At 47.2% G+C, this 26,318-nt stretch carries 20 protein-coding genes, 3 pseudogenes and 1 riboswitch; of the genes and pseudogenes, 8 read left to right on the forward strand and 15 right to left on the reverse strand.

Annotated features, from left to right (window positions below):
* Positions 1-91: 91 nt before the first annotated feature.
* From MJQ52_RS08260 to MJQ52_RS08300, 9 genes are all read right to left on the reverse strand, one after another.
* A complete protein-coding gene (locus MJQ52_RS08260; protein ID WP_017419020.1) occupies positions 92-874 on the reverse strand; it encodes a hypothetical protein in 783 nt (260 codons plus the stop codon).
* 197 nt (positions 875-1,071) lie between these two features.
* Positions 1,072-2,394 (reverse strand): NCS2 family permease, encoded by a 1,323-nt coding sequence (locus MJQ52_RS08265; RefSeq protein WP_007408891.1) that lies wholly within the window; start codon positions 2,392-2,394, stop codon positions 1,072-1,074.
* 131 nt (positions 2,395-2,525) lie between these two features.
* A riboswitch (purine riboswitch) is annotated at positions 2,526-2,627 on the reverse strand.
* Positions 2,628-2,750: 123 nt separating this feature from the next.
* On the reverse strand, positions 2,751-4,193 hold the full coding sequence (locus MJQ52_RS08270) for a DUF4179 domain-containing protein (RefSeq protein WP_017419019.1): 1,443 nt from the start codon (positions 4,191-4,193) through the stop codon (positions 2,751-2,753).
* Entirely contained in the window at positions 4,175-4,708 is a 534-nt protein-coding gene (locus tag MJQ52_RS08275; RefSeq protein WP_172614504.1) for a sigma-70 family RNA polymerase sigma factor, read from the reverse strand. Before MJQ52_RS08275 ends, MJQ52_RS08270 begins: the two co-directional genes overlap by 19 nt.
* A gap of 101 nt (positions 4,709-4,809) precedes the next feature.
* The gene (gene guaA / locus MJQ52_RS08280) at positions 4,810-6,351 is read right to left on the reverse strand and encodes a glutamine-hydrolyzing GMP synthase (protein ID WP_017419012.1); all 1,542 of its coding nucleotides are present in this window, start codon (positions 6,349-6,351) and stop codon (positions 4,810-4,812) included.
* A gap of 162 nt (positions 6,352-6,513) precedes the next feature.
* A complete protein-coding gene (locus MJQ52_RS08285) occupies positions 6,514-8,721 on the reverse strand; it encodes a DUF4129 domain-containing transglutaminase family protein (protein WP_017419011.1) in 2,208 nt (735 codons plus the stop codon).
* Between the two features lie 18 nt (positions 8,722-8,739).
* A complete protein-coding gene (locus tag MJQ52_RS08290) occupies positions 8,740-9,924 on the reverse strand; it encodes a DUF58 domain-containing protein (protein ID WP_017419010.1) in 1,185 nt (394 codons plus the stop codon).
* Positions 9,924-10,886 (reverse strand): AAA family ATPase, encoded by a 963-nt coding sequence (locus MJQ52_RS08295; protein ID WP_014417085.1) that lies wholly within the window; start codon positions 10,884-10,886, stop codon positions 9,924-9,926. The genes MJQ52_RS08290 and MJQ52_RS08295 overlap by 1 nt, the downstream gene beginning before the upstream one ends.
* 138 nt (positions 10,887-11,024) lie before the next feature.
* Positions 11,025-11,897: a cation diffusion facilitator family transporter gene (locus MJQ52_RS08300; RefSeq protein WP_017419009.1), complete on the reverse strand. Its 873-nt coding sequence runs from the start codon at positions 11,895-11,897 to the stop codon at positions 11,025-11,027.
* A gap of 386 nt (positions 11,898-12,283) precedes the next feature.
* Here MJQ52_RS08300 and gabP point away from each other — a divergent pair, with 386 nt between their 5' ends.
* From gabP to MJQ52_RS08320, 4 genes are all read left to right on the forward strand, one after another.
* Positions 12,284-13,669: a GABA permease gene (gene gabP / locus MJQ52_RS08305; protein ID WP_012116987.1), complete on the forward strand. Its 1,386-nt coding sequence runs from the start codon at positions 12,284-12,286 to the stop codon at positions 13,667-13,669.
* Between the two features lie 108 nt (positions 13,670-13,777).
* The gene (gene cotA, locus MJQ52_RS08310; protein WP_060674438.1) at positions 13,778-15,316 is read left to right on the forward strand and encodes an outer spore coat copper-dependent laccase CotA; all 1,539 of its coding nucleotides are present in this window, start codon (positions 13,778-13,780) and stop codon (positions 15,314-15,316) included.
* Positions 15,317-15,524: 208 nt separating this feature from the next.
* The gene (locus MJQ52_RS08315) at positions 15,525-15,734 is read left to right on the forward strand and encodes a cold-shock protein (RefSeq protein ID WP_007408879.1); all 210 of its coding nucleotides are present in this window, start codon (positions 15,525-15,527) and stop codon (positions 15,732-15,734) included.
* A gap of 98 nt (positions 15,735-15,832) precedes the next feature.
* Positions 15,833-15,991, forward strand: coding sequence for a hypothetical protein (locus tag MJQ52_RS08320; RefSeq protein ID WP_165409795.1), 159 nt, complete (start codon positions 15,833-15,835; stop codon positions 15,989-15,991).
* Positions 15,992-16,022: 31 nt separating this feature from the next.
* On the opposite strand, the pseudogene MJQ52_RS08325 reads toward MJQ52_RS08320, so the two are convergent.
* Together MJQ52_RS08325 and MJQ52_RS08330 are read right to left on the reverse strand one after the other, a co-directional pair.
* Positions 16,023-17,070, reverse strand: a pseudogene (locus MJQ52_RS08325) (TolB family protein).
* Positions 17,071-17,135: 65 nt separating this feature from the next.
* On the reverse strand, positions 17,136-17,504 hold the full coding sequence (locus MJQ52_RS08330) for an RlpA-like double-psi beta-barrel domain-containing protein (protein ID WP_007408877.1): 369 nt from the start codon (positions 17,502-17,504) through the stop codon (positions 17,136-17,138).
* 363 nt (positions 17,505-17,867) lie between these two features.
* Between MJQ52_RS08330 and MJQ52_RS08335 the strand changes: the two are divergent.
* From MJQ52_RS08335 to MJQ52_RS08350, 4 genes and pseudogenes are all read left to right on the forward strand, one after another.
* Positions 17,868-18,909 (forward strand): annotated as a pseudogene (locus MJQ52_RS08335) (2,3-butanediol dehydrogenase).
* A gap of 187 nt (positions 18,910-19,096) precedes the next feature.
* Complete coding sequence (locus MJQ52_RS08340) at positions 19,097-19,594, forward strand: RNA polymerase sigma factor (RefSeq protein ID WP_003155802.1); 498 nt, start codon at positions 19,097-19,099, stop codon at positions 19,592-19,594.
* Positions 19,594-20,454 carry an anti-sigma-V factor RsiV gene (rsiV, locus tag MJQ52_RS08345; RefSeq protein WP_014417080.1) on the forward strand — a complete coding sequence of 287 codons (861 nt, stop codon included), beginning with the start codon at positions 19,594-19,596 and terminating at the stop codon, positions 20,452-20,454. Before MJQ52_RS08340 ends, rsiV begins: the two co-directional genes overlap by 1 nt.
* Positions 20,455-20,725: 271 nt before the next feature.
* Positions 20,726-22,657, forward strand: a complete 1,932-nt coding sequence (locus MJQ52_RS08350) for an acyltransferase family protein (RefSeq protein ID WP_014417079.1) — start codon at positions 20,726-20,728, stop codon at positions 22,655-22,657.
* A gap of 42 nt (positions 22,658-22,699) precedes the next feature.
* On the opposite strand, the gene MJQ52_RS08355 is transcribed toward MJQ52_RS08350, so the two are convergent.
* The 4 genes and pseudogenes from MJQ52_RS08355 to MJQ52_RS08370 all read right to left on the reverse strand — a co-directional run bounded on the left by MJQ52_RS08355 (position 22,700) and on the right by MJQ52_RS08370 (position 26,255).
* The gene (locus MJQ52_RS08355; RefSeq protein WP_014417078.1) at positions 22,700-23,704 is read right to left on the reverse strand and encodes an SPFH domain-containing protein; all 1,005 of its coding nucleotides are present in this window, start codon (positions 23,702-23,704) and stop codon (positions 22,700-22,702) included.
* A gap of 26 nt (positions 23,705-23,730) precedes the next feature.
* A pseudogene (locus tag MJQ52_RS08360) lies at positions 23,731-24,493 on the reverse strand (TPM domain-containing protein).
* Positions 24,493-25,518: a TFIIB-type zinc ribbon-containing protein gene (locus MJQ52_RS08365; RefSeq protein ID WP_017419002.1), complete on the reverse strand. Its 1,026-nt coding sequence runs from the start codon at positions 25,516-25,518 to the stop codon at positions 24,493-24,495. Before MJQ52_RS08365 ends, MJQ52_RS08360 begins: the two are co-directional and overlap by 1 nt.
* 50 nt (positions 25,519-25,568) lie before the next feature.
* The gene (locus tag MJQ52_RS08370) at positions 25,569-26,255 is read right to left on the reverse strand and encodes a PspA/IM30 family protein (RefSeq protein WP_224443535.1); all 687 of its coding nucleotides are present in this window, start codon (positions 26,253-26,255) and stop codon (positions 25,569-25,571) included.
* Positions 26,256-26,318 lie beyond the last annotated feature (63 nt).

Consider the following 26,318-nt stretch of genomic DNA (forward strand, 5'->3'; position numbering starts at 1 on the left):
TGCTGTTGCTCTCATCATATCTCGGCCGGGTCCTCAAAACAATACGCTTTATTAGAAAAATTTGTAAACATTGTGAAAGACAAATTTCGACTTATAAAGGGATCAGCGAAGCAGTAAAGTACTCGGAAATGAGCGGCCATGTCACAGCCGTAAAAACGAGCATGATGATGACCGCCGCGGAAATACAGTACATCACGTCAGCCGCAGGCTTTTCAGCCGATTTATATAGAATCTGCACAAACTGCACCATCGCCGAGGCGGCCAGAAACAAGGTCAGCGCCGTAAACACCACGGTGACGACCGGCAGATTCAATATCGCGAAAATCATCCACACGATAGAGCAGGCGACAGCCGGAACCAAAAGCGATCCGACCCCCGCGGCCGCATCCCGCATCGTAATTTTCTGTTTCATCATATAACGTGATACAAGCCAGACCGCGCCGGCCGCAGCGGCAAAAAAGACGAGCGTATACACGAGAACGACGGTAAAGCCGTCAAAAAACGTATGATGCCGCTCCCCGTATCCGAGAGGCCTTTGCTGGCTTGCCCTCAGCTGAAACCAATTTCCGATTGAGAAAAAGATACTGAATACAAGCATTGAAATAAGAGCATATTTAAAGCGGGAAAAGCCGTCTTCCCCAACGACCTTCACCGGTGATGTCAAAATGCGCAGCGCGAAACGGCAATAACGTTTGACCGCGGCCCATGCAGAAGCGAGTTTTTCCGTAAAAGCCGGAGCCGGGCGCCGTTCCTTTTCTTTTTTCTTTTGCTTTTGATAACGTCCCGCATTTCTGGACATTCTCGACAGCGGTTCTTCATCAGTCCCCTGATGCTGTTTTTCTTCTTCCAACGTTTCTTTTCTTTCTTCCGTCATGTCAGCAACTCCTATCAAAAAAATACGGCGGAATTTGTTAAACAAGAAAATAAAACACTTATATAAGGTACCGAAGCGTCCTTAAACAGTCAAGCGGTTTTCTTCACCCGGACACCCACATGACGTTTTATAGTATGTATTGGTTTTACGGAATAGGACAAAAACAAAAAACCGGCTTTCCTCAGCCGGTTTTTCCGTTATTTCAAGAAGATGAAATACAGGATAAAGATGACGAACAGCCCGTACATAATCGGGTGAACGCTTTTTCCTTTTCCTTTGCAGATCATTGTAATCGGGTAGAATATAAAACCGATCGCAATCCCCGTCGCAATGCTGTACGTCAGCGGCATCATAATCATCGTTAAGAATGCCGGCACAGCCACCTCGAATTTATCCCAGGCGATCTTACCGAGCGGCGCCACCATCAGCGCGCCGACAATAATTAAAGCCGGAGCCGTCACATTCGTGGTGACAACTGACAGAAGCGGCGAGAAAAACATCGCCAGCAAAAAGAGAATGCCCGTCACAACAGCCGCGAAGCCGGAGCGCGCCCCCGCCGCAACGCCTGAGCTGGATTCAACATAAGAAGTCGTTGTAGACGTACCGAGTACGGCTCCGATAACGATTGATGTTGAATCTGCCAGAAGCGCTCTTCCCGCACGCGGAAGTTTGTTTTCCTTCATCAGCCCGGCCTGTGTCGCTACAGCCACCAGCGTTCCGGCCGTATCGAAAAACCCGACGAACAAGAAAGTTAAAATGACAATCAGCATTTGTACGGAGAAGATATCCGGAAGATGCATCCACGCCTGTCCGAAAGTCGGCGCAAGACTCGGCACGCTGCCGACAATGTGCGTCGGAACCGGAATCAGCCCGCAGACCATGCCGGCAACCGCCGTCAGAAGCATTCCGATAAATACGCCGCCGTTTACGCGAAGCACCATCAGAATGACAGTCACAATAACACCGAAAACCGTCAGAAGCACAGGGCCGCTGTGAATATTGCCGATAGACACCAGAGTCGATGAGTTCGCTTCAATAATGCCCGAACCCTGCAAACCGACAAATGTGATAAACAAACCGATACCCGCGCCGACCGCCAATTTCAGCTCAGGCGGAATCGCATTAATGATTTTTTCCCGCAGTCCCGTCAGCGAAAGCGCCACGAAGATAATTCCGGAAATCAAGACGCCGGAAAGCGCAGCCTGCCATGAAATCCCCATGCCGAGGACGACAGAGAAAGCAAAAAACGCATTTAATCCCATACCCGGCGCAATCGCGATCGGATACTTTGCAATGAGCCCCATTAAAATACAGCCGGCCGCAGACGCCAAGGCTGTAGCGGTGAACACCGCGCCCTGATCAATTTTTAATGCTTCCGGAAATCCCTTCACACCGTTTAAAGACAATGTCAGCGGATTGACGAACAGAATGTACGCCATTGACAAAAAGGTCGTTAAACCGCCGATGATTTCATTACGATAGCTTGTCCCCAGCTCATCAAACTGAAAAAATTGCTTCAAGCCAATTGCCTCCTTCATTCTCTCCCATTTATTCTGCCCGTTATCCGCCAAATAAAAAACGCCCCAAATACATTTGGGACGCTTGACTACATACGTTCAGTCTGAATAAATAAGAATGGATTATTTATATCAAACGATTGAGATTGATCCGTAGTCAAGCCATTTACGGTAGCTTGGTAGAAACTTGCGGGCCATATCCCCGCCATTATACGATATCTGCATATTTGATTTCTGAGTCTATTGTATCAATTCAATTTTGAAAACTCAATAAAAAAAACGAACAATCCCGGTAAAAAAATTTGGTTTATTCGTTAATTGACCAAAAATGGAAGACGGCAAAAGCCGCCTTCCCGACATCATTTTCCGTCCGCAGGCCGAACCGGCACCGCGAATGTGATCCCCTTGTCATCCGCCAGCAAGTTCATAACCGTTTGATTGACGTACAAAGCGTATGAATCGAATGAGAAATCGCGCAACGAATAGTCTTTATCGGTTGAATCATCTAATTCAAAAACGGATTCCATTTCACCCGTTTTAAGGTTCGTGACTTTCGCCTTATTCTCTTTCAGATAATAGCCTTTTTCATACTCATTAAGCGATGGCCAGGTTTTCATTTTTTTCGTATTGCCGAGACCGATTGACTCACCGACATTGATCAGCTGATCTTCATCCGCCTTGCTGTAATTGATTCCGGTGAATTGATAATCGACGATTACCGTTCTGCCTTGCTGTTTGATCTTTTTGATGGTAATGCCGACATAATGATGTTTCGTTTTATAACTGACGGGCAGTTTTGTTTTCAGAGGCACGATTTCTCCCGGCTCTGATTCTGTTTTTATATCGCCCGTTATGAAAAGTGTTTTCGCTTTCGGGTCTATCGGTTTGCTGAATTGAGTTTGGCCGCGTATTCTTTTCCCGCCGCCGGGAAGATTCTTTCTGCCGCCAAGTTCAATATTCGACGCCGTCATTTCATAATGGTTTCCGGCATCATCCGTTGCCTCGTAAATCGAGATGGCATCATTTTTGGCTGCATCATAGAAGTCGATAGAATACAGGAGAGCCGATCCCGTCGTTCCGTTTTCCGCCCGGATATCGAAAAAGCGGTATAATCCGTGATTTACATTCACAGCTTTCGTTCCTTCAAGAGAAACGGACTTTTGTTTTTTAATAGGGAGTGTAAAGCGCCAGTTTCCGGGGATATCCTTGATTTGTGTAATGACAAGCGGAAGCTTATCACCGTCTTTCAGCTTTGAGCCGTCCGTGAACAGGCGAAGCTGCCCCGCGTACCGCCCGTCTTTCATTTTTTTCATATCACTGCTGTCATAATCCTCTGCTAACATATTCCGTGGATCTTTATAATCAACTTGAAAAGAGATGCTCTCCTCATCTGATTTCAAATTATCAACGATAAAATTGTAAACGAGCTGTCCGCTGTCGTAATACACACTTTTCACTGTCACCGTGATTCCGCGTGATTCCGCTTTCTCGTTCAATTTTGTCACCAAATTGCTTTTAAACAGCGCAGAACCTGCCTTATCCTGAAACAGACTGTAAATTTGTCCGGCAACAGGAATGTTTCCCATAGCCGTATTAACGGAGGGCATGAACAAGCCTGAGGACAGATACAGAATAAACAAAGCAGCAGCAACCGCAAGGCCGTTTATCACTTTTCGTCCCCATCTCCGTCTGACGGCGCCTTCTTTTCCGGCACGGACAGCGGCGCTATGTATCACGTTTTTCAATTCAGCTTTCGGCACGTCAATGTTCTGATACAATTGCTTCATTTGATGCTTTTCCATATGTGTTTATCCTCCTTTTCCAGCTCCTGCTTCAATGCTTTTCTCGCCCTGTGCAGATGCGTTTTTACAGTGCCTTCCGCCATTCCGGTCTGTTCAGCGATCATAGCAATCGAGAAATCTTGAAAATAATAAAGCTGAATGGTCAGCTGTATATGTTCGTCAAGCGTTTCCAGAGCATTCCGAAGATCTATGTATTCTTCAATGTTCTTATTCTCCGCGCGCGTATCGTGCTGCGGCTCAAACGGAATGACGTCTCCGTGCTTTTTCCTCATCGCAAAAATCGTATGAAGCAGAATCCGGATCAGCCACGTTTTAAAATATTTCGGCTCCTTCAGCTGCGCGATATGAAGAAAAGCCTTGTAAGCCGTTTCCTGCACTGCGTCCAGCGTATCTTCTTTGTGATGCAAATAGAGATAAGCTGTTTTATATAAAGTATCCTGATGGGTTGTGATCAGTTTTTCAAAGGCTGCGGCATCGCCTTTTTTCGCCTTTTTGATCAATCGTTCTTCCTTCACCTTATCCACCTCCTATGCTGTTAGATATGAATCAGGGCAAAACGGTTTCAAAAAGATAAAAAAAACGCCTCTTTATTAAAAAGAGGCGTTTTTTTCTTCATTTATTCCCACTCAATCGTTGCAGGCGGCTTGCTCGTAATGTCATACACGACGCGGTTGATGTGTTTCACTTCATTGACGATCCGTGTCGAAATCACTTCAAGCACATCCCAAGGGATACGCGCCCAGTCAGATGTCATGCCGTCAATTGATGTTACGGCACGGATACCGATTGTGTAATCATACGTTCTCGCATCTCCCATGACGCCGACGCTGCGGATGTCAGGAAGAACCGTGAAGTACTGCCAGATGTCGCGCTCAAGGCCGTGATTCGCCACTTCTTCACGCAGAATCGCGTCTGATTCACGAACGATTTCAAGTTTTTCTTCCGTTACTTCGCCGAGTACGCGGATGCCAAGTCCAGGGCCCGGGAACGGCTGACGCCATACGATATCATCCGGGATGCCGAGCTCTGTGCCGAGCGCGCGCACTTCATCTTTGAAAAGAGTGTTCAGCGGTTCGATCAGTTCAAACTGCATATCTTCAGGAAGTCCGCCGACATTGTGGTGCGATTTGATCGTTTGCGCAGTTGCCGTTCCGCTTTCAATAATGTCTGTGTAAAGCGTTCCTTGTGCAAGGTAGTCGATTCCTTTCAGCCTGTCCGCTTCATCATCAAACACGTAAATGAATTCGTTGCCGATGATTTTGCGTTTTTGCTCAGGATCAGAAACACCTTTCAGCTTGTTTAAGAATCTGTCTTTCGCATCAACTTTAATGACATTCATATTAAAGCCTTCGCTGAACGTTTTCATGACGCCTTCCGCTTCGCCTTTGCGGAGAAGGCCGTGATCTACGAAAATACAAGTCAGCTGGTCGCCGATCGCTTTATGAATCAAAACGGCTACGACAGAAGAATCGACTCCGCCGCTCAAAGCGCAAAGCACTTGTTTGTCTCCGACGGTTTCGCGGATTTTTTGCATTTCGATTTCGATAAAGTTTTCCATTGACCATTCGCCTTTACATTCACAAGGCCCGAAGACAAAGTTTTTCAGAAGGTCATTTCCGTATTCTGAATGACGGACTTCCGGATGGAACTGAACACCGTACCATTTTTTGTCTTTTTTGCTCATCGCCGAGTTCGGGCAGTGATGGCTTGTCGCGTCTACCGTAAACCCTTCCGGCACTTGTACGACTAAGTCGCCGTGGCTCATCCAGACAACTTGTTCTTCCGGAAGATCTTTGAACAAGTCAGGAGTTCCTTGAATCTGAATGCTCGCTTTTCCGTATTCGCGCTGGCTTGCCGCCTCGACTTTCCCTCCGAGGTAATGAGTCATCAGCTGCATGCCGTAGCAGATGCCCAATACAGGAATATCAAGTTCAAAGATTTTTTCATCACAGCGGAAAGACCCTTCATCATATACACTGTTTGGTCCGCCTGAAAGGATAATTCCTTTTGGATTCATTTCTTTGATTTCCTCAGCTGTCAACGTATGGGGATGCAGCTCGCTATATACGCCAAATTCACGGATCCGGCGGGTAATCAGCTGGTTATACTGACTGCCGAAATCAAGAACAAGAATCATTTCATTCACTAACTTCGTCATGGTTGTCACCTAATCTCCTCTAAGTTTTTGACACAGAAAAAACGGAGGACACACGTTCAGCCCTCTGTCGGCAAGACTTGTCCGGAAGCCCGGCTTTTTAACGCTCCCGGGCTCCCATTTAACATTCATTTATTCTAACAACAGGACGATATGCGGTCAAGACTATCTTCTTTTAATTATATTTTCCCACAACTGTCCCGATTCATTCCAAAGCTCCGCTGCATTATCCCTGCGGTATAAGGCCCGCTCATAGAGCAGCGTCAGCTCGGACATGTCGTTTGTATGGTACGCCTCGTCAATCCTCGCGGCAAAATCGCGCAGTGTTTCTCCGTCTCCCCTGCTGAATCCTTTTCGTTTCAGCTGGCGGAGCAGCGCGGCATATGCGTCGAAAAAGACGTCTTCATCCGTTCGCCGCTTCAATCTGGCTGCTGTAACGTGCGGAATCCAGCGCGCCCGGAGCAGCCAGGCGAGTGCCGCCGCGGCTGAAATCACGATGACGATGGCTGCATACGGCCACAGGTGTGCCGCGGTTTTGTTGCGGATCACAGGCTGCGGTGCCGCACTGTGATCCCGCTTTTTCGGTGTTTCTTCTTTTTCTGGCTTTGTTTCCTGACGCTGCTTGTCAGATGGTGAATCCGAATTCCCCGCTGAGCCTCCGCTGTCTTTTGCCGCGGTATGATTTTGCTCTGACGTAAACTCCGTCGGATTGGTGAAGCCTTTTGTCGGCTCAAACGTCACCCAGCCCTGATCGGGAAAATACACTTCTACCCACGAATGGGCGTTATTGTTTGTGACTTCATAAATGTGGCCGTTATGGTCGCCTGCCCCTTTATATTCGCCGGATGTATAGCCCTTCACCCAACGGGCGGGAATTCCCGCAGAGCGGAGCAGCACAGCCATTGCCGATGAAAAGTTATCACAATATCCTCTTTTCGTTTCAAACAGAAATTGATCGACATAATCCTGATTGGGCTCCGGAACCGCGACATCCTGTGTATGATACGAAAATGCGGAAGATCCGAGATAATCCTCGATCGCCTTCGCTTTATCGAACATATTATGATGATCCCGCGTCAGTCTGTCCGCAAGCTGTCTCACTCTTTTCGGAAGGCTGTCGGGGACCTGTAAATACCGGTCATTGAATTGATTCTGCTCACGGTATCGTTTCACTTTCACTTTTCTGAGATCATTCAGCTTAAAGACGGGCGCCTGAAAAGTCACCGTGTACCGTCCCATATTGCGGATGTTGCCCACTTGTTCACTGACCGGCGTAATTTGCTCGGTGTTTCCGTTCATTTCAAGCTGAATCGAGTGCTTCGGTTTAATATTGGAGACGCCGATCGGATACATGACGTGATTATAGAGATAATTCTCATCAATGGACACCTGTGCCGTATACCGGCTCGTCTGCACACTCCGGTCAAACCATATATCTTCCACGTTGCCGCCGTTCAGTTTATAGGACATGCCCTGATCGGTCTCCACCCAGCCTTTCCCCGTGTATGTATCCTTCGTTTCCACCCGGAAGTACGCCCGTTCTTTTCCCTTCCATGTAAAAACCGGCGTATCATCCTGCTGAAAAGGGCCGCCCAATGTTTCATCATGATTGCCGTAGCCGATTTTGCTTTCGGCGGCGGGCACTTCCTTGTGGTTTGTTATTTTTTTAAGAAACGGCACGGGGTCCGGCCAGTTCGGGTCTGATTTCGGAGCCGCCAGCCCGAACACGACGGAAGCGCAGATAAACAGCATCAGCGGCAGAAACCATTTGAGTATCAATCTTTTTTTAAACGCTATGTGTTCCGTAAGCCGGATGCGCTCCATATACAAAAGCCCCATCATCAAAAAGCCGATAAAGACGATCCGGATGACGGCGTACGCGGCATCATAAGGAGTAAACGTATCAAGCACGGTGATATACGCCACCGTCATGATAAAAAAGAATAATATTTTCCGCTGATAGATCACCCAGTAATGCAGCAAATACACGAGCAGCCATAAAAGCACAAAAAACAGCAATGTGCGGAATGACGGATTCATGTCATTCCATCTTCCGGACCCGATGTGGCGGGCATTTTGCATCACGTCCCGCAAAAAAGAAACGAGCCATTCCGGCTGAAAAACCGAACCTTTATAAAACAGGATGTGAATACTGATCAACGTAAACAGAATGCAGGACGGCACGGTGACGTACCACCTCATCCGGAAGAATGACAGCAGAAATGCCAAACCGATAAAAACGATGAAAAAACCGGTATGTTTTGTATCTGTAAAATTGTGCAGCGGCCTGAGCCATTCCCATAACAATAAAAAAGCGAGAAAATAAAACAGCAGCAGACTCAGCCTGCTTCCCTGGTTCTCGTCATGCGGCATGGCGCGCCACCTCTCTTTCTAAACAACATGGGACACCCGTTTGTCCCTGATCATTTGCACCTTAATATTTTTTTGAGCGAAGATGAGAGCGAGTTTCCGTTCTTTCTCTGAAAGCGCGGCATTCGTTTCTTTCGCCAAAAACACCGTCATGTCAGCACGGCCGGGCTCAGCCTGTTTGAGAAGGTCTTCTGTAAGACTGCCCGTCACGACGGCAATGGAAGCTTTGCGGACGCGCGGATCCGCCAGCTCTTTTCCTAAACGCCCGCCTGCATCAGCTTCTTCCGATTCTGAAGCTGATGCCAGGTAACGCAGCATCTTTCTGAAATGCCGGTCTCCCTCCCGGACGGGAAATACGGTCCGGTCGCTCCCCAATGAAATAAATCCTGCGGGAGAGCCCTTCACAAGCGCCGTGTAAAGCAGGGATGCCGAAGCTGATACCGCGGCTTCAAACGATGGGGACGGCCTGCAGTCCAAAAGGAGAGTCATATTCACACTCTGCAGCGGGTCAAATTCCTTCGTCATCAGCTCATTTCGCCGCGCTGATGTTTTCCAGTCAAGTGCGGAAAACCGGTCGCCCGGCTGATAATTTCTGACGCTCGCAGCCATTGCGGAGCGGTGTACCTGAAACGGAGCGCCGGCAGCCGCACCCTCTTCTCCGGATGCGGCCTGCGGCTTATAGTGAACAGACCCGTACGCCGGGAAAACCAGAACCGTATCCGTAACGGAAAACGACGCCGTCTTGTCCAAAAGCCCGAGAACATCTCCCGTCCGCACTCTTATCGTATGTAAATGATGCTCTCCGCGCGGCACCTGCGGCAGCTCATATTGTAACGTCAGCTTCCTTTGAAACCACGGAAACACGAGCTGTTTCGCACTGCGCCTCTCGCCAAGCGTTTCCGGCATCACATCTTCAATGACCATATATGTCAGCGGAAACGGCAGGCGCCTCGTCAGCCTGATGGTGACAGACAGCCTGTCGCCTGAGGTTAACTGGGCAGAGGACACGTCACGCGTCACCTGAAACGCCCGCAGCGGGTACACAGCGACCAGCCCGGCGTAAACAGTAAACGGCAAAAACGCATAAAATAAAAACCAGCTCACAAATCCGCCCTGAAACATGGCATAAGAGAAGACAGCCGCCGTCAGTACGGCCAACATAAGCAGCTTCCAGCCATATAGAAGCCAATGCATCTTCTTTCTCATTAGCGGACCGACATCCTTTGGACGGGCACTTTTTCCGTTTGCATGATGTCTTCTATAATCGCTTCCGGCGTCACATCGTTAAATTTCGCCTCTGCGGTCAGGATCATTCTGTGCGGCAGCGTATACGGAGCCAAATACTGGACGTCATCAGGAATGACGTAATCGCGGTCATAAAGCAGCGCGTACGCCTGCGCGGCTTTCATTAATGAGATTGAACCGCGCGGACTTACGCCCAGATGTACGGACGGATGCCGGCGGGTATGCTGAGTAATGCCGACGATATATGCTTTAATTCCATCATCCACCCGCACCTGCTCCAGTTTTTGCTGAAGGCTGATAAACTGTTCTTTAGAAATGACGGGCTCGATTGTTTCAAGCGGATTGCGCCCTTCCTGCAAAGACAGAACTTGAAGCTCTTCCTCGGCAGTCGGGTAGCCCATGCGCAGCTTAAATAAAAACCGGTCAAGCTGGGCTTCGGGAAGCGGATACGTTCCTTCATATTCAACCGGGTTTTGTGTGGCCATGACGAAAAACGGCTCAGCCAGCCGCATTGTCTTTCCGTCAATCGTGACATTCCCTTCCTCCATCGCCTCAAGCAGGGAAGACTGCGTTTTCGGAGAGGTTCTGTTAATTTCATCAGCCAGCACGATATTCCCCATGATCGGTCCCGGGCGGTATTCAAATTCCATCGTTTTCGTATTATAAATAGAGACACCCGTCACGTCTGACGGCAGAAGATCCGGCGTGAACTGAATCCTCTTAAAGTCAGCTCCGATCAGCTTGGCCAAAGCGCGGACCATCATCGTTTTTCCGACTCCCGGCACGTCTTCCAGCAGCACATGCCCTTTTGCGAGAATGGCGGCCAGACTGAGTATGGCGATATCCCGTTTTCCTATGATGATGTTTTCAATATGCTCAACGGCTTTCTCCAGCAGCGGATGCAGCTCTTCTTTATAAGCCATTCTTCTCCTCCTAGTCATCTCTCAAATTTCAATTATCGTAACCTAACTTTACCACAAAATATAAACAGTATAAAAAAACGTTTCCAGCGAATTGTTTCCAGTCTGAAAAAGGAAAAAGCTCCCTTTAGAAAGGAAGCTTTATTTCAGCTGGAGAGGCTCCATATGAACGTGTGAATGGTCAATGGCATGTTCCTCTTTCATCTTGCGTTCTACCTCATTTGCGATCTCATGACTCTCTTTAATGTTCAGATCAGACGGCACTTCAATGACGACATCAATATGAACGGAGCTGCCCAGATATCTCGCTTTAATATCTTTTAAACGGCTGACGCCCGCAATCTGTTCAATCGTCTTTTTATAATCAGAAATATGTTTGACATCAAAACCGTCAGTCAGCGAATGAGAGGATTCCTTAAAAATATCCCACGCGGTTTTGCAGATGATCACCCCGATGATAAACGCGGTAACCGTATCCACCCAAGCCAAATGGAACTGTGAAGCAAAAATTCCGATAAACGTGCCGATACTGACGAGCGCATCTGATTTATTATCAGCGGCCGCAGCTGAAAGGGCCTGGCTGTTTACCTTTTTGGCAAGCCCTTTCGTATAGCGGTAGACCACCAGCATCACGACGGCGCTCCCCGCGGCCGTCCAGGCGGCTATCATATCCGGTGTTTCCTCTTTAACGGAAAAAATAGATTGCGCGGCGCTGAACAGCACTTGCATTCCGACAAGCATCATAATAATGGAAGCGATGAGTGACGCGACGGTCTCTGCCCGAAAATGGCCGTAAGGATGATCTTCGTCAGGAGGTTTCTGAGAGATGCGCAAACCGATGAAAACAGCCGCAGATGCCACGATATCAGTCGTATTATTTAAACCGTCGGCCTGAAGCGCTTCTGAGTGAAACAAATAACCGATCACAAGCTTCACAGCCGACAATGCCGCATATGCGCCAATACTGACAATCGCTCCGGTTTCGCCTTTTTTCAATTCATGATATCTCTCCACTGAAAATCCTCCTTCCCGTTCAATTTTTCCTTCATTATCATACAAAGCGAAGACACAGTGGGTCTATAGAAACATGATTCACTTTCCACAGAAAAATAGTAAGCATAGAACATTTATGCGCTCAGGAAACTTATTTTTATTCACGAAACCCCTCTCATCCCAATCGTATCAAGGATTCTCGCCACCCTATGTTCATGGAATTATTTTCAAACCCATTAAAACACAAAAATAACAGAAAATTATTTCTTTTCCTTCCGGCACCTTCTGCTGTACGGACGAGAAAAAATGTCATATTTTCTTACATCATTTTCAACTGTCTGCGGCATTTATGATAGAATAATACTTGTCGGAATATTCAGCATAAACAAGCCAAAAGGAGGCAAAGAATGAATCAGCCTAACTCTTTATCAAAGGGATTAAAAACCCGGCATATGACTATGATTTCAATTGCCGGCGTGATCGGCGCCGGATTATTTGTCGGAAGCGGATCCGTCATTCATTCCACCGGACCCGGAGCGATTGTCTCCTACGCTTTAGCAGGATTATTAGTGATTTTTATTATGAGAATGCTGGGGGAAATGTCCTCCGTCAACCCGACAAGCGGTTCGTTTTCACAGTACGCGCATGACGCCATCGGTCCTTGGGCCGGTTTTACGATCGGATGGCTGTATTGGTTTTTCTGGGTCATCGTCATTGCCATTGAAGCCATTGCAGGCGCCGGAATCATACAGTACTGGTTCCCGGGCATTCCGTTATGGCTGACGAGTCTGCTTCTGACCGTGCTGTTAACACTGACGAATATTTATTCAGTTAAATCGTTCGGCGAATTTGAATACTGGCTTTCCTTAGTGAAGGTAGCGACGATCGTTGTCTTCTTAATCGCGGGATTTGCGTTCATTTTCGGAATCGTCCCCGGCAGCAAACCGGTCGGGCTGGAAAATCTGGCGGGCAGCGGCGGATTTTTCCCTAAAGGTCCAAGTTCCGTTCTGCTCGGCATCGTCGTTGTCATTTTTTCTTTCATGGGATCTGAAATCGTCGCAATCGCAGCCGGAGAAACGTCAAATCCGGTCGAATCCGTCACGAAGGCGACCCGCTCAGTCGTTTGGCGGATCATTATTTTTTACGTCGGCTCCATTGCGGTTGTGGTCACACTGCTGCCGTGGGATTCAGCCAATATTTTGGAAAGCCCCTTCGTTGCCGTTTTGAGCCATATCGGGGTTCCCGCAGCCGCTCAAATCATGAATTTCATCGTCCTGACAGCCGTTCTGTCCTGCCTGAACTCCGGGCTTTATACGACGTCACGGATGCTGTATTCACTGGCAGAGCGAAATGAAGCGCCGCGGCGTTTTATGAAACTGAGTAAAAGAGGCGTACCGGTTCAAGCCATTATCGCCGGCACCTTTTTCTCCTATATTGCCGTTGTTATGAACTACTTTTCTCCCGACTCCGTATTTTTGTTCCTGGTCAATTCATCAGGGGCGATCGCACTGCTAGTTTATCTTGTTATCGCCGTCTCACATCTGAGAATGAGAAAGAAAATCGAACGGACAAACCCTGAATCTCTTAAAATCAAAATGTGGTTTTATCCGTACTTAACCTACCTGACGATCATCGCCATTTGCGCCATCTTGTTATCTATGCTGTTTATCAGTTCAATGAGGTCTGAATTTCTGCTGACAGGATTTATTACTCTGCTGGTACTTGCCTCATATGTATTCCGCAAAAAACAAAAACCGAAAGAGAGCGCTTCCGAAAGCCGGGTTGCGCAATAACCGCAGACACCCCCCTCAAAAAAGGGCGGGTGTTTTTTTAACCAACCTGTTCCAGGCAGCATTAACTGTAGTACAGGATTTCAATAAATGATAAGGACAGGATGAAAAATGGCACTAGAAAAATTTGCAGATGAACTGCCGATTATCGAAACACTCCAGCCGCAGAAGAAATCAGACGGCAGCACGTATTATGAAGTCACCATGAAGGAATGCTTTCACAAGCTGCACCGCGATCTCCCGCCGACCCGGCTTTGGGGGTATAACGGTTTGTTTCCCGGCCCGACGATCGACGTGAACAAAGATGAAAACGTCTATATTAAATGGATGAATGACCTGCCGGATAAGCATTTTCTGCCCGTGGATCATACCATTCACCATTCAGAAAGCGGCCATCAGGAACCCGATGTCAAAACCGTCGTCCATTTACACGGAGGAGCAACGCCGCCGGACAGCGACGGCTACCCGGAAGCATGGTTCACGAAGGATTTTAAGGAAACGGGTCCTTATTTTGAGAAAGAGGTATACCATTATCCAAACAAACAGCGCGGGGCTCTGTTATGGTATCACGATCACGCCATGGCGATTACGAGGCTCAATGTGTACGCCGGGCTTGCCGGGATGTATATCATCCGCGAGCGAAAAGAAAAGCAGCTGAAGCTTCCCTCCGGAGAGTACGACGTACCGCTTATGATTTTGGACCGCACGTTAAATGACGACGGTTCCTTGTCTTATCCGAGCGGACCTGCTAACCCTTCCGAAACGCTGCCCGACCCTTCCATCGTCCCGTTTTTTTGCGGAAATACCATTCTCGTCAATGGTAAAGCGTGGCCGTATATGGAAGTTGAACCGCGGACATATCGTTTCCGCATCCTTAATGCCTCCAATACGAGAACATTTTCTCTCTCGCTCAATAACGGCGGGAAGTTTATCCAAATCGGTTCTGACGGCGGACTGCTTCCCCGCTCTGTCAAAACACAATCTATCAGCTTAGCCCCGGCCGAGCGGTATGATGTGCTCATCGATTTCTCCGCCTTTGACGGAGAACATATCATTTTAACGAACGGCACCGGCTGCGGGGGCGACGTCGATCCGGATACAGACGCCAATGTGATGCAATTCCGCGTCACAAAACCGCTGAAGGGAGAAGACACAAGCCGGAAGCCTAAATATCTTTCAACAATGCCTAATGTGACATCAAAAAGAATACACAATATCAGGACGCTTAAACTCACAAATACGCAAGACAAATACGGCCGGCCCGTTTTGACGCTGAATAACAAGCGATGGCATGATCCTGTGACAGAAGCGCCGAAGCTCGGCACAACGGAAATCTGGTCGATTATCAATCCGATGGGGGGAACCCATCCGATACACCTGCACCTTGTGTCCTTCCAAATCCTTGACCGGCGTCCTTTTGACTTAGAGCGTTATAACAAATTCGGCGACATTGTGTATACAGGCCCCGCCGTCCCGCCTCCTCCAAGTGAAAAAGGCTGGAAAGACACCGTGCAGGCGCACTCGGGGGAAGTCATCAGAATCGCGGCGACTTTCGCTCCATACAGCGGACGCTACGTATGGCACTGTCATATTTTAGAGCACGAAGATTACGACATGATGAGACCGATGGACGTCACGGATAAGCAGTAAACAAACATCTCCCCCTTTTCTCCAGAAGGGGCTTTTTTCATTTATCCAAAAATAAAAAATAAGAAGGCGCTTATTTGCATATACTGTAATAACAGGAAGACGATGCACCCTCATTGGAAATCTGGATAGAAAAAGGAATTAGGAGATTAGGGAAAAGTATGAGACAATGAAGGAGTGCACGAAAATTCATAAGGGAAGAAGTGACTTTATGTCTTACTACAACAAACGTAATCAGGAACCGCTGCCTAAAGAAGATGTCAGTACGTGGGAATGCACAAAAGAGGACTGTATCGGCTGGAGCAGAAAGAATTTTGCCGGCAGTGATACCCCGACTTGCCCCCTTTGCGGCAGTAAAATGATCGACGGCGTCCGTTCGTTGGTAAATCTCCAAAACAATAATCAAACGGCATCAAGTTAGACCTCCCTTTTACGAGTCTCAACATAGAGAAGGCCTCCATGTCTCATGAGAGGCCTTTGCGTTATCATGTCCTTTTACGATGCAAAGGAGCAATGAACATGAAAAACGATCGGCAGCAGAAAGATCTGAAGGAAATGGCAAAACGGCGGAAAATAAACCTTGCCGCACAGTCATTCATCGAAACGCTTCATTTTGCCGTTCCGATTCTCCGTTTTTTCAAATGGCTCGCCTCAGCCGCAGCCAGCTTTGTTCATTAAAAAACACCCAGCGGGCGCTGAGTGTTTTTTTTCATGATTGGATGACGGAAAAACTGTTGATAATGCCGTTGTCATTTTCCCAGACTTTTTCGCATTTTTTCGTATCCAAATGATAAGCATAAATGGTCCGGACCTTCGCATTCCGCCCCGTTTCATCCTTCAGACGCTTAGCGCCTTTTGCTTCCGCCATGAAATAAATGATGCTGCCGTCTTTAGAAAACTGAGGCTGGGCATCAATCAGCGGAGCGAAGTCCTTCCCGTTTGAGATAATCGTTTCATCTTTTTTTCGTTTTGACATTCATCAGACGGATGGACGCTTTTTGTTCCGTCCCTTTTTGTGTATAAGATGTAAAGACAAGGTTCTTTCCGTCCGGTGACACCGCCACGTCGCTGATAAACTGTTCAAGGTTTGTCAGGTCCTGAAGGTGTTCGCCCGCTCCTGCTGCAAACCGGATATTCGTCGGTTCAGGGTCAATCCCCTTCTCATTTGCCTCATCCGTTTTTTGATAATCCTCTTTTACGGAATAATGCAGAAGCGCAAAATCGTTTTGGCTGCGGTTATAAAAGAAGCTGCTTACACTGTCGTCTTTCTCATCGGCGGCGGGATACAGATTTTCATAACGTTTCGTTTTCAAATCAAAAGATGCGAGACGGAAAATATCTTCATCCGCTTTTCCGAGACGGAAATAAATGTGCGTCAGATCCTTTGATAAAAACAGACTGTCAGCGCTTGCCGTTCCTTTATAAAGCACCGTCTTCTTTTTCGTCTTCAGATCAAGCTTATACAGACGCATCTCATTTTGGTCATTATTCCCGACAAAATAGAGCACCTGATGGGCATCATCCAGCGCAAACGCCGGATATGCCGAAAGCTTTTCCTCGTACAGCACGCGGCCGTCCTCGTAATATTTCGTCATCAGATCTTTGTCTGTAATGGAAACAAGCAGCTTGTCATGACCGCCGGAGACAACGGCTTTCCCGCCGCCGTCGCTTTTTCCTTTAATCAGTAAAACGGCCGCGATGACCGCCGCCGCCAAAACGGCGGCCAGCAACATCCAGATCCATCGTTTCTTCTTCATTATCAATCTCTCCGTCAATCAGAAAAAGCAAGAATCAGTGTCCTTGCTTTTTAAGATGGTCTATTTTAATAGCTGTAGTGTCCGGATACTCTTCCTTTGCTTAACGGATATCCGAGCGCTTTGAACGCTTTCGGGCTGACATCCAATACGGCATTCGGCAGACGGCCTACATCATTTTTGTATACGGTGATAACCTTTTTCGGTTTTGCTTTCGCATAAGCTCTGATTTTCGTTCCGTTTCTCGGAACGTCAAATCCTAATTTTGTCGCGCAATCCCAGTGTCCCAGTTTTTTACCGGAAGATCCTTTTTTACCGACTCCATTATACCATGTAATATTTCCGTTCACTTTTTTAGCACTTGCATCAGAAGAGTAACTGATCGCTCCCAGCGTGCTTCCTGCTAAAATCAATAAGGCTAAGAATAACTTCTTCAAGCTTTCGTCCTCCTGATTCTTTATTCTAGGCAAAATTATACACCAGAAAGACGATTATAATATTTCAATCACTTTACATGTTCATTACAACGTGATGAGACATGCACATAACGACGGCACAATTTCCTGTTCTATATAATTCCATGGTAAATTATACTACAAAATTTAATTCATTAGCGTTATAATATTCATAGAGTATTTCTGCATTCAATATGGACTTTTTATAAGGCCTATTGATAGTTGCATAATATGATATATTTTGAGAAATCAGGCTTTAGGAAGCAGGCACTTTATTCCTTTTAACCGTGGTTCATATTGATCATGTACCTATACTCGTTTCAATCAGACTAGGAGTGATAATCAATGAAAGCGGCAAGATGGCACAATCAAAAAGACATTCGAATCGAAAACATTGATGAACCTAAAGCAGAACCGGGTAAAGTCAAAATTAAAGTCAAATGGTGCGGGATTTGCGGAAGCGACCTTCATGAATATTTGGGAGGCCCGATCTTTATTCCGGTCGGCAAACCTCATCCGTTAACAAACGAAATGGCGCCCGTCACGATGGGTCACGAATTCTCAGGAGAAGTCGTTGAAGTGGGCGAAGGCGTCAAAAATTACAGCGTCGGCGACCGTGTCGTCGTGGAACCGATTTTTGCCACACACGGACATCAGGGAGCCTATAACCTTGATGAACAAATGGGATTCTTAGGCTTAGCCGGAGGCGGCGGCGGATTTTCTGAATATGTATCCGTTGACGAAGAATTGCTGTTTAAGCTTCCTGAAGAGCTTTCTTACGAACAGGGCGCGCTTGTTGAGCCGTCAGCGGTAGCGCTTTACGCCGTCCGCCAAAGCAAATTAAAAGCGGGCGACAAGGCGGCAGTTTTTGGCTGCGGACCGATCGGGCTGCTTGTGATTGAAGCCCTGAAAGCGGCCGGCGCCACAGATATTTACGCGGTTGAACTTTCACCGGAACGTCAGGAAAAAGCGAAAGAACTCGGCGCTATCATCATTGATCCGTCAAAAACGGACGATGTCGTTGAAGAAATCGCTAAACGCACAAACGGCGGCGTTGATGTTTCTTATGAAGTAACAGGCGTTCCTGTCGTTCTCCGCCAGGCGATCCAGTCAACAAACATTGCCGGTGAAACGGTTATCGTCAGCATCTGGGAAAAAGGAGCGGAAATTCATCCGAACGATATCGTCATCAAAGAACGGACCGTAAAAGGCATTATCGGATACCGTGACATCTTCCCTTCCGTTCTTGCACTGATGAAAGAGGGCTACTTCTCAGCAGATAAGCTCGTCACGAAAAAAAATCGTGCTCGACGACCTGATTGAAGAAGGCTTCGGCGCTTTAATCAAAGAGAAAAACCAAGTGAAAATCTTAGTCAAACCGAACTAAACCGTTAGCTGAATATCAGACTCATCCGAAAAAGAGCCGTTCCGGCTCTTTTTTTCATCTCATCGTCTTTCCTTCCTTTTCCTTTTAAAAATGATCCCCTCTGCGCAAACTATTTTTTACCCTGTCCCGTCTATCCTTAGGCAGCAGCCTATGATACGTATTTTTAAAAAAGGAGCCCTTTGAAGCAATGAAGAACGAAACAGCCAAAGCGTCGCTTGTGACGTGCATAACTGAGCGCAAGGAAGACTTTTACCGGCTGGCGTACAGTTACGTAAAGAACAAGGATGACGCGTTAGATATTGTTCAGGAATCAATTCAAAAAGCGCTGACATCGGTCGAATCCGTCAAAAACCCCGATGTGATCAAAAGCTGGTTTTATAAAATTTTAGTCCGCACGGCCATTGATTTTCTCCGCAAACAGAAAAAACTGAAAGTGATGGACGATGAAACGATCGAGTTTTTAAGCCGCGGAAAGGAAGATCACTACAAGGACACAGACCTTCACGAAGCGCTCGATGACCTGCCGCATCAATATAAAACCATTATCATTCTGCGTTTCTTTGAAGACCTGAAATTAGAAGAAATCGCGGACATCACGGGGGAAAACATCAACACCGTCAAAACACGCCTTTACAGGGGGCTGAAGCTCATGCGCATTCAGCTGACGAAGGAGGATCTTTCTTAATGGAAAAGAGATTAGAACAATTAAGAGAAGAGTATAAAAGTGTGCCCATTCCTAAGGAACTGGACAGCATTGTCGAAAAAGCCCTTCGGCAAAAACCGAAGAAAAAACGAATCGTGATGTGGCCGACATCCGCGGCAGTCGCTGCGGCCGTCTTATTTACCGCCGTTGTCAATATCAATCCGGATGCCGCACAAGCCATGTCTAAAATCCCCGTCATCGGCAAAGTCGTCCAAGCCATCACATTCACGGAGATGAAGGAAGAAAAGAACCAATCAAGCATTGATGTGAAAACGCCCGCTCTGTCCGGACTTTCCGATCATAAACTCGAAGACAGCATCAACCGGCATTACATGAAAGAAAGCAAAAAGCTGTATCAGGAATTTATGAAGGCGACCTCAAAAAGCAAAAAAGGCCACCTCAGTATTTACAGCGATTATGAAACCGTTACTGACACAGCGGATCTGATCTCAATCCGACGTGATATCGAAAAAACGCAAGCTTCCTCTTATACACAAAGCCGTTACATCACGATTGATAAAAAGAATGAGGCCGTGCTTACGTTAAAGAGCTTATTTAAAGATGACCGTTATATTAAAGTCATCAGCCAAAATATTAAAGAACAAATGAAAAAACAGATGAAAGAAGATCCGAATAAAATATACTGGGTCGAAGATGATGATATGACGGAGCCTTTTAAAGCCATCCGCGCCGACCAGAATTTTTATATTACAGATAAGCACAAACTTGTCATCTCATTTGACGAATATGAAGCAGCACCCGGATATATGGGCGTTACAGAGTTTACAATACCGACCTCCGTCATCTCCAAGCTGCTTGTCGGAGACCGCTACATCAGATAAAGAAAGAAAAAAATCCATGATATCCGCAGATCATGGATTTTTTCTTTCGTCCCGCAACAGCCAAGATGCACAAGGGACCCTTTTCATATAACAGACGCCGGACAGGGGCTGAAAAGTTTAAGAAAATCACAGCATTTCATTCATTTTTTCTGAAACAAAATCCCCTTCCGAATGCGTCTAATTAACGGAACAAATGGAAGACTGTACAGAAATCTGCCATAGCCATCCGCAAAACAGCGAGAATTTCCGCACACATTATTGGAGGAATACCATGTCAGACAAGTCACTGCATCACCGCTATATTCCCGGACTGGATGGACTTCGCGCCTTTGCCGTCCTCGCAGTTATCGCATATCATCTGAATTTTAACTGGGCCGACGGCGGTTTCATCGGTGTTGATATCTTTTTTGTTTTATCGGGGTATTTAATTACATCTATTATATTGCCTGCCCAAGGCAATGCCATCACCCTTGATTTGCGTGATTTTTGGGTGCGCCGGATCAGGCGGCTTCTGCCGGCGGCTTATCTCATGATTATCACGACGGTCATTTGGGTCGTATTGTTTAACAGCGAGCTCCTGCATACCGTACGCGGAGATGCGGTCTCCTCTCTTTTTTACATAAGCAATTGGTGGTTTATCTTTCATCAACTTTCTTATTTCGACAGCTTCGGCTCCCCTTCGCCATTAAAAAACCTTTGGTCGCTGGCGATTGAAGAACAGTTTTATATCATATGGCCCTTCCTGCTGCTTGCGGGAATGTACATATGTAAAACACGGGCCCGGCTTGCGGCCGCGGTCATGTTCCTCGCGTTATGTTCGGCAGTCGTAATGAGTATGATGTATGTGCCTGGCGGAGATCCGAGCCGCGTTTATTACGGGACGGATACCCGCTCATTTGAATTGCTGATCGGCTGCGCTTTAGCTTTAGTGTGGCCGATGAAACGATTATCTTCCAAACGGCTGCCTAGCAGCATGAAACACCTGCTTCACGGGACGGAGCTTGCCGCTTTTGCCGCGCTGCTGCTTTGCGTCTTTTACACGGATGAATATGAACCCTTCCTGTACAAGGGCGGCATGCTTTTGATCAGCATCACCGCAGCGGTTCTTGTCGCATGTTTATGCCATCCGAGCAGCTTTTTGGGACATGTTCTTTCATGGAAGCCGCTTCGCTGGATCGGAACGAGATCATACGGAATCTATCTTTGGCATTACCCGGTTATCGTGCTGAGCACACCCGTACAGGAAATCGGAAATCCGGTTTATTGGCACTGCGCCGTCAGAATCGGCGCCACTTTCATTCTTGCCGAGCTATCTTACCATTTCATTGAACAGCCGATCCGCACTGCGGGCTTCCGGCCATTTTTACGCCGCGTGTTTCTGAACCGCTTTCTGGAATGGAAGACGTCCTCTGTCATCAGCAGAATGTCGCTCGGCCTCATTCTTGCCGCCATTCTCGTATTTGCGGGCGGGCTGTCAGGGATAGCCGAAGAGAAAAAACAGCCGCAATGGACGTACGCGCAAAATGATCAGCAAGAAACCGCCGCCTCTTCGCACAAAACGGCCGATCACGATCAGCCTGCAAAAGAAGAAGACAGCAAGAAAAAACACGGCGGCGAAAAAACGGACACCGCGTCAGACAAAAACAAGAAAGAACCAACAGACAAATCAAATACAAAGAAAAACGAAGAGAAAAAGGAACGGTCATCTCAAAAAACGGCTGATTCAAAACAAACACAGCCTCAGCAAGACGTGCTGGCCATCGGTGACTCGGTGATGCTGGACATTGCGTCATACCTGCGGCAGTCCCTCCCTCATGTCACCATCGACGGAAAGGTAGGAAGACAAGTCTCTCAAGCACTCCGGCTCACTTCGGAATATGCGTCATTTAATCAGCCGAACAAAGCGGTCATCATCGAGTTAGGGACGAACGGCTATTTCACAAACAGCCAAATTGAATCACTGATCAGCTCCTTTTCAAAAGCCGATATCTATCTTGTCAACACACGTGTGCCGCGGCAGTGGGAAAGCAAAGTAAACGAATCATTGCGCCGGCAGGCCGAGTCACGGAAAAATGTGACGCTTGTCGATTGGCACGCAAAAGCATTGCAGCACCCTGAATACTTCACACCGGACGGCGTCCATCTCATACCTGAGGGTTCTAAAGCGCTGACATCCCTCATCGTTCAAACGATGAAATCATGACAAAAAAAAGAGGCCCCAAAAAGGCCTCTTTTTCGTATATCGTCAGGCAAGCTTCTGTCCGCAATTCGGGCAAAAATTCGCGCCTTCCGTTTTCGTTCCGCAGTTCGGACAGAATTTCGGCTTATCCGCTCCTTCCGAGCCGTTCGCCGGTGCCGTCCCCTGATTCTGCTGACTTTGATCTTGCTGCGGCTGGTTCTGCTGATTTTGGTTCATTTGGTTCATCATTTGATTTGCCACATTCATTCCCATCATCATGCCCGCCATGTCTGAGGCGGCGCCGCTTCCGTTCATTTTGCCGGATGACATTCCGTCCGTCATGGAAATCTGCTGATAGCGGTTCACATCGCCCACCATGCCGTAAGAAGCGTTTTTCGTAATCATATCCTGAACTTCCTGCGGATAGTTAAAGCTCATAATATTGAAGCCCGTAATCGACATGCCGTCTCCGATCAGCTGCATATCAAGATCTTCTTGAATCCCTTTTCCGATTTCAAAGGAATTCGACTGCAGATTGAACATGTCTTTTCCTTCTCTGGTGATCCATTTCATCAAAAGCTGATCGAGAATAGACGTAATCCGGATTTTAATGTCCTCCACTAAATAGCTGTCTTTGACACCCGCAATCTTATCAATCAATCCGATGTAGTCAATGACCTTGAAGTTAAATGTGCCGTTTGCGCGGATCGGCATACCGCCCGGCATACCTGCCGCCGGAATGTTGATGGCGTTTTTTGTGCCCCACTTCACGGTGAACTCCTTCGTATTCACAAACAGCACTTCAGCCCGCATGCCGCTGTTAAAACCAAACTTAAACCCTTTTAGTGTAGATAGAAACGGAATGATTTCTGATTCGATATCATAATCGCCGTCATCACGGAAAATCCCTTCAATCTTCCCGTTGTATAAAAAGATGGCATCCTGTCCCGGCCGGATGATCAGACGGCTGCCTTTTTTAATTTCACGGTTGTTCCATTTATAGAAAACCATGTCGTCTCTGAATTCTTCCCACTCCACCACATTTGCTAACTGATTTCTGAAAAAACCCATGTATGCTCAAATCCTTTACATATAATTTAAAAACTTCCCTTGCTTCCGCTGTAACTCGTGCCGCCCCTCGTGACTCCGCCGTCATTGTCATTATCTTTATCAGGCTTTTTTTTCTCTTGTAACGTCGGTTCGGATATATGTGTCGTGCTGGCTCAGCACTTCAGACGTATCGTGATCCATATACGTGCTGCCGGTGACGGTGACCTTGCCGCCGGAATTGTACACCATCACGGTGACGGCGATTCCGGCCGCGGCTGCGGCAATAATGAGCTGAAACCACCATGTGAGCAGCAGATTGTCAGACTTGTCGTCCGGGCTTTTCCCCATATCTTTATAAGCCATCTTGATGTAGGTCTGAAACGCCTTTTCATAATGGCCTGCGGAAATATCTGACGAGATCGTATTCCTGATCGTATTCAGCCGGCTGTTATTCAAATACGTCTCCGCCTTTTTATATCCGGAGATAAATACTTCCCGATTTTTCATATCAATGGTCAATATCGCCGTACTTCCGCTAAAATGACTGTCATAAAAATCACCGGCGTACTGCTCGATGTCCTTACCGCCCGTTCCGTTTGCGGTCAGAATGATAAAATCGGTATGGCGCTTTGCCCCGAGCTTCCCGGCCAATTCCTCAAGTTTCTTCGTTTCATCCTTCGTTAATAAATGAGCATTGTCGTAAACATATTGCTTCTGTTCCGCGGCAGACGCCGATGTATGTAAAGAAAAAGACAGCATCAGAAAAAGGACGAAGCAGAAGAGACACGCTTTTTTTATGGATACTTTCATCAAAAACCGCCTCCTATCATAAGTGAGACGAGTCTTAATGCTACAAACGCACCGGCGGTTATGCCGCCGAACCACGCGGCCACTTTTCCGGCACTGATCGGCGGTTTGCCGACAACCTTGCCCGTCTGCCCGTTCATCGCAAAAATGTGCTCAGCCCGCTCATAGTCGTAGCTGACCATCCAGACCGGAAGCAGTACGTAAAAGCTGCTGATTTTATCGGTCTGAATCTGCTCATCCGTAATGTCAGCCGTCGTATATCCGGAGAAGGTGGATCTGATATAAGAATCAATATAATGGCTGATTTTATCCTTCGCGCGCGGAAAGAGATCGTCATCGGTATAATTGTACTTTTCCGCTATATATCCCGCTAAATAGGCCGTATTAAACTCCTTCAGCTCACTGTATGAGTAAGGTTCCAATTTGTCCATTAATTCATCATTCATTTTTTCTGAAGCGTCAACCGGAATTTTGAGATAATCAAGATTGATATCGCGGTACGCGTTGTAATACTCGGTCTCCGTCACCCGGTATTCTCCATCATCATAGTGATGCACTCTCGTACAAACGGCATTGACCTGAACCTTGCTGTTTAAATCAAACATCCAAAACGGCACGTACATGCCGGTTATGCTCTTCACCCGATCGGCAGACATAAATCCTTTCGGTGTCAGACGGCCGTTTCGGCACCACTTTTTAAAAGCGCTCATGGCCTCTTCTTTACTGATCGTAAAAGGGATCACCATCGAAGGCGCGAGATTTCCCGATAATCGGTCGGCGAGAACGGCGGCTCCTCCGCAAAATCCGCACGTCGTGGCCGTCGTTTCCGCCTCAGTCATTAATACCGCGCCGCAATTCTCACAGCGGTACTCGTTCGCCTCATTTTCGGAAAATCTCGTCGTTATATACTCTTTTGGCAGGCTTTCAATCTGATCCTGCCGCCCGCAGCTGTGACATGTCAGCATGCCGGATGAACTGTCAAAGACCATATCATCGCCGCAGTTCGGGCATTTATAAGAAATGATCATTCTGTTTCTCTCACTTTCTCTTTATATCGGACAAAGCTGCAGCCCGCTGTCTATTGATCTTTACTGAAAAGCATTTTCTGCTTGAGCGCCGCCAATTCATCATCGACACTGCTTTGATTGCTGTCATATTTAGCCGTCAGCTCGTCAATATCGTCTTTCGGAGACGCGTTCAGCTCAGCCATCGCATTGGCGTGATCAAGCGCTTGGTTGACCTTGTCTTCCATTCTGCCGAAAGCTGTCAGCGATTGGCCCGCATTTGACACAGAGGACCCCAATTTGTTCATTCTCTCCTGCGTTTTTGCCACAGACCACTTCGCTTTGATGGCATTTCGGCGCGACTCAAGCTCTCCGATATCAGCGACAAGCTTGTCATGCATTTTGCGCATTTGAGACGCGTTGGATGAAGCGAGCTGATAAGCCGTTTGCAGCTCGGTCAGTCTTGATTCAACAGCCGCTTTCCTTTCCAAAAATGCCCGCGCATCAGCTTCATTGCCGGCCTGCAACGCTTTCATCGCATAACTTTCCATCTTTTCGGCATCAGCCTGGCATTCAGTTAGCGCTCTTTTCGCCCGCTGTTCCTCAGCCATGACAGAAGCCGTCTCCGCTTTCACTTTTCCTAAATCACTGTTCAGATTCCGCAAATATTGATCAACCATTTTTTCAGGGTTTTCAGCTTTATCCAGCAACGCATTGATATTACTTGACATGATGTCTTTAAATCTTCCTAAAATACTCATTTTTCATTTTCCTCCCAAAATTAAATAGTAACAAGTTCACAGTTATATATACTGTTTTTTTCA

It is taken from the genome of Bacillus sp. jun7, assembly GCF_051034795.1.
GTDB lineage: Bacteria > Bacillota > Bacilli > Bacillales > Bacillaceae > Bacillus > Bacillus velezensis.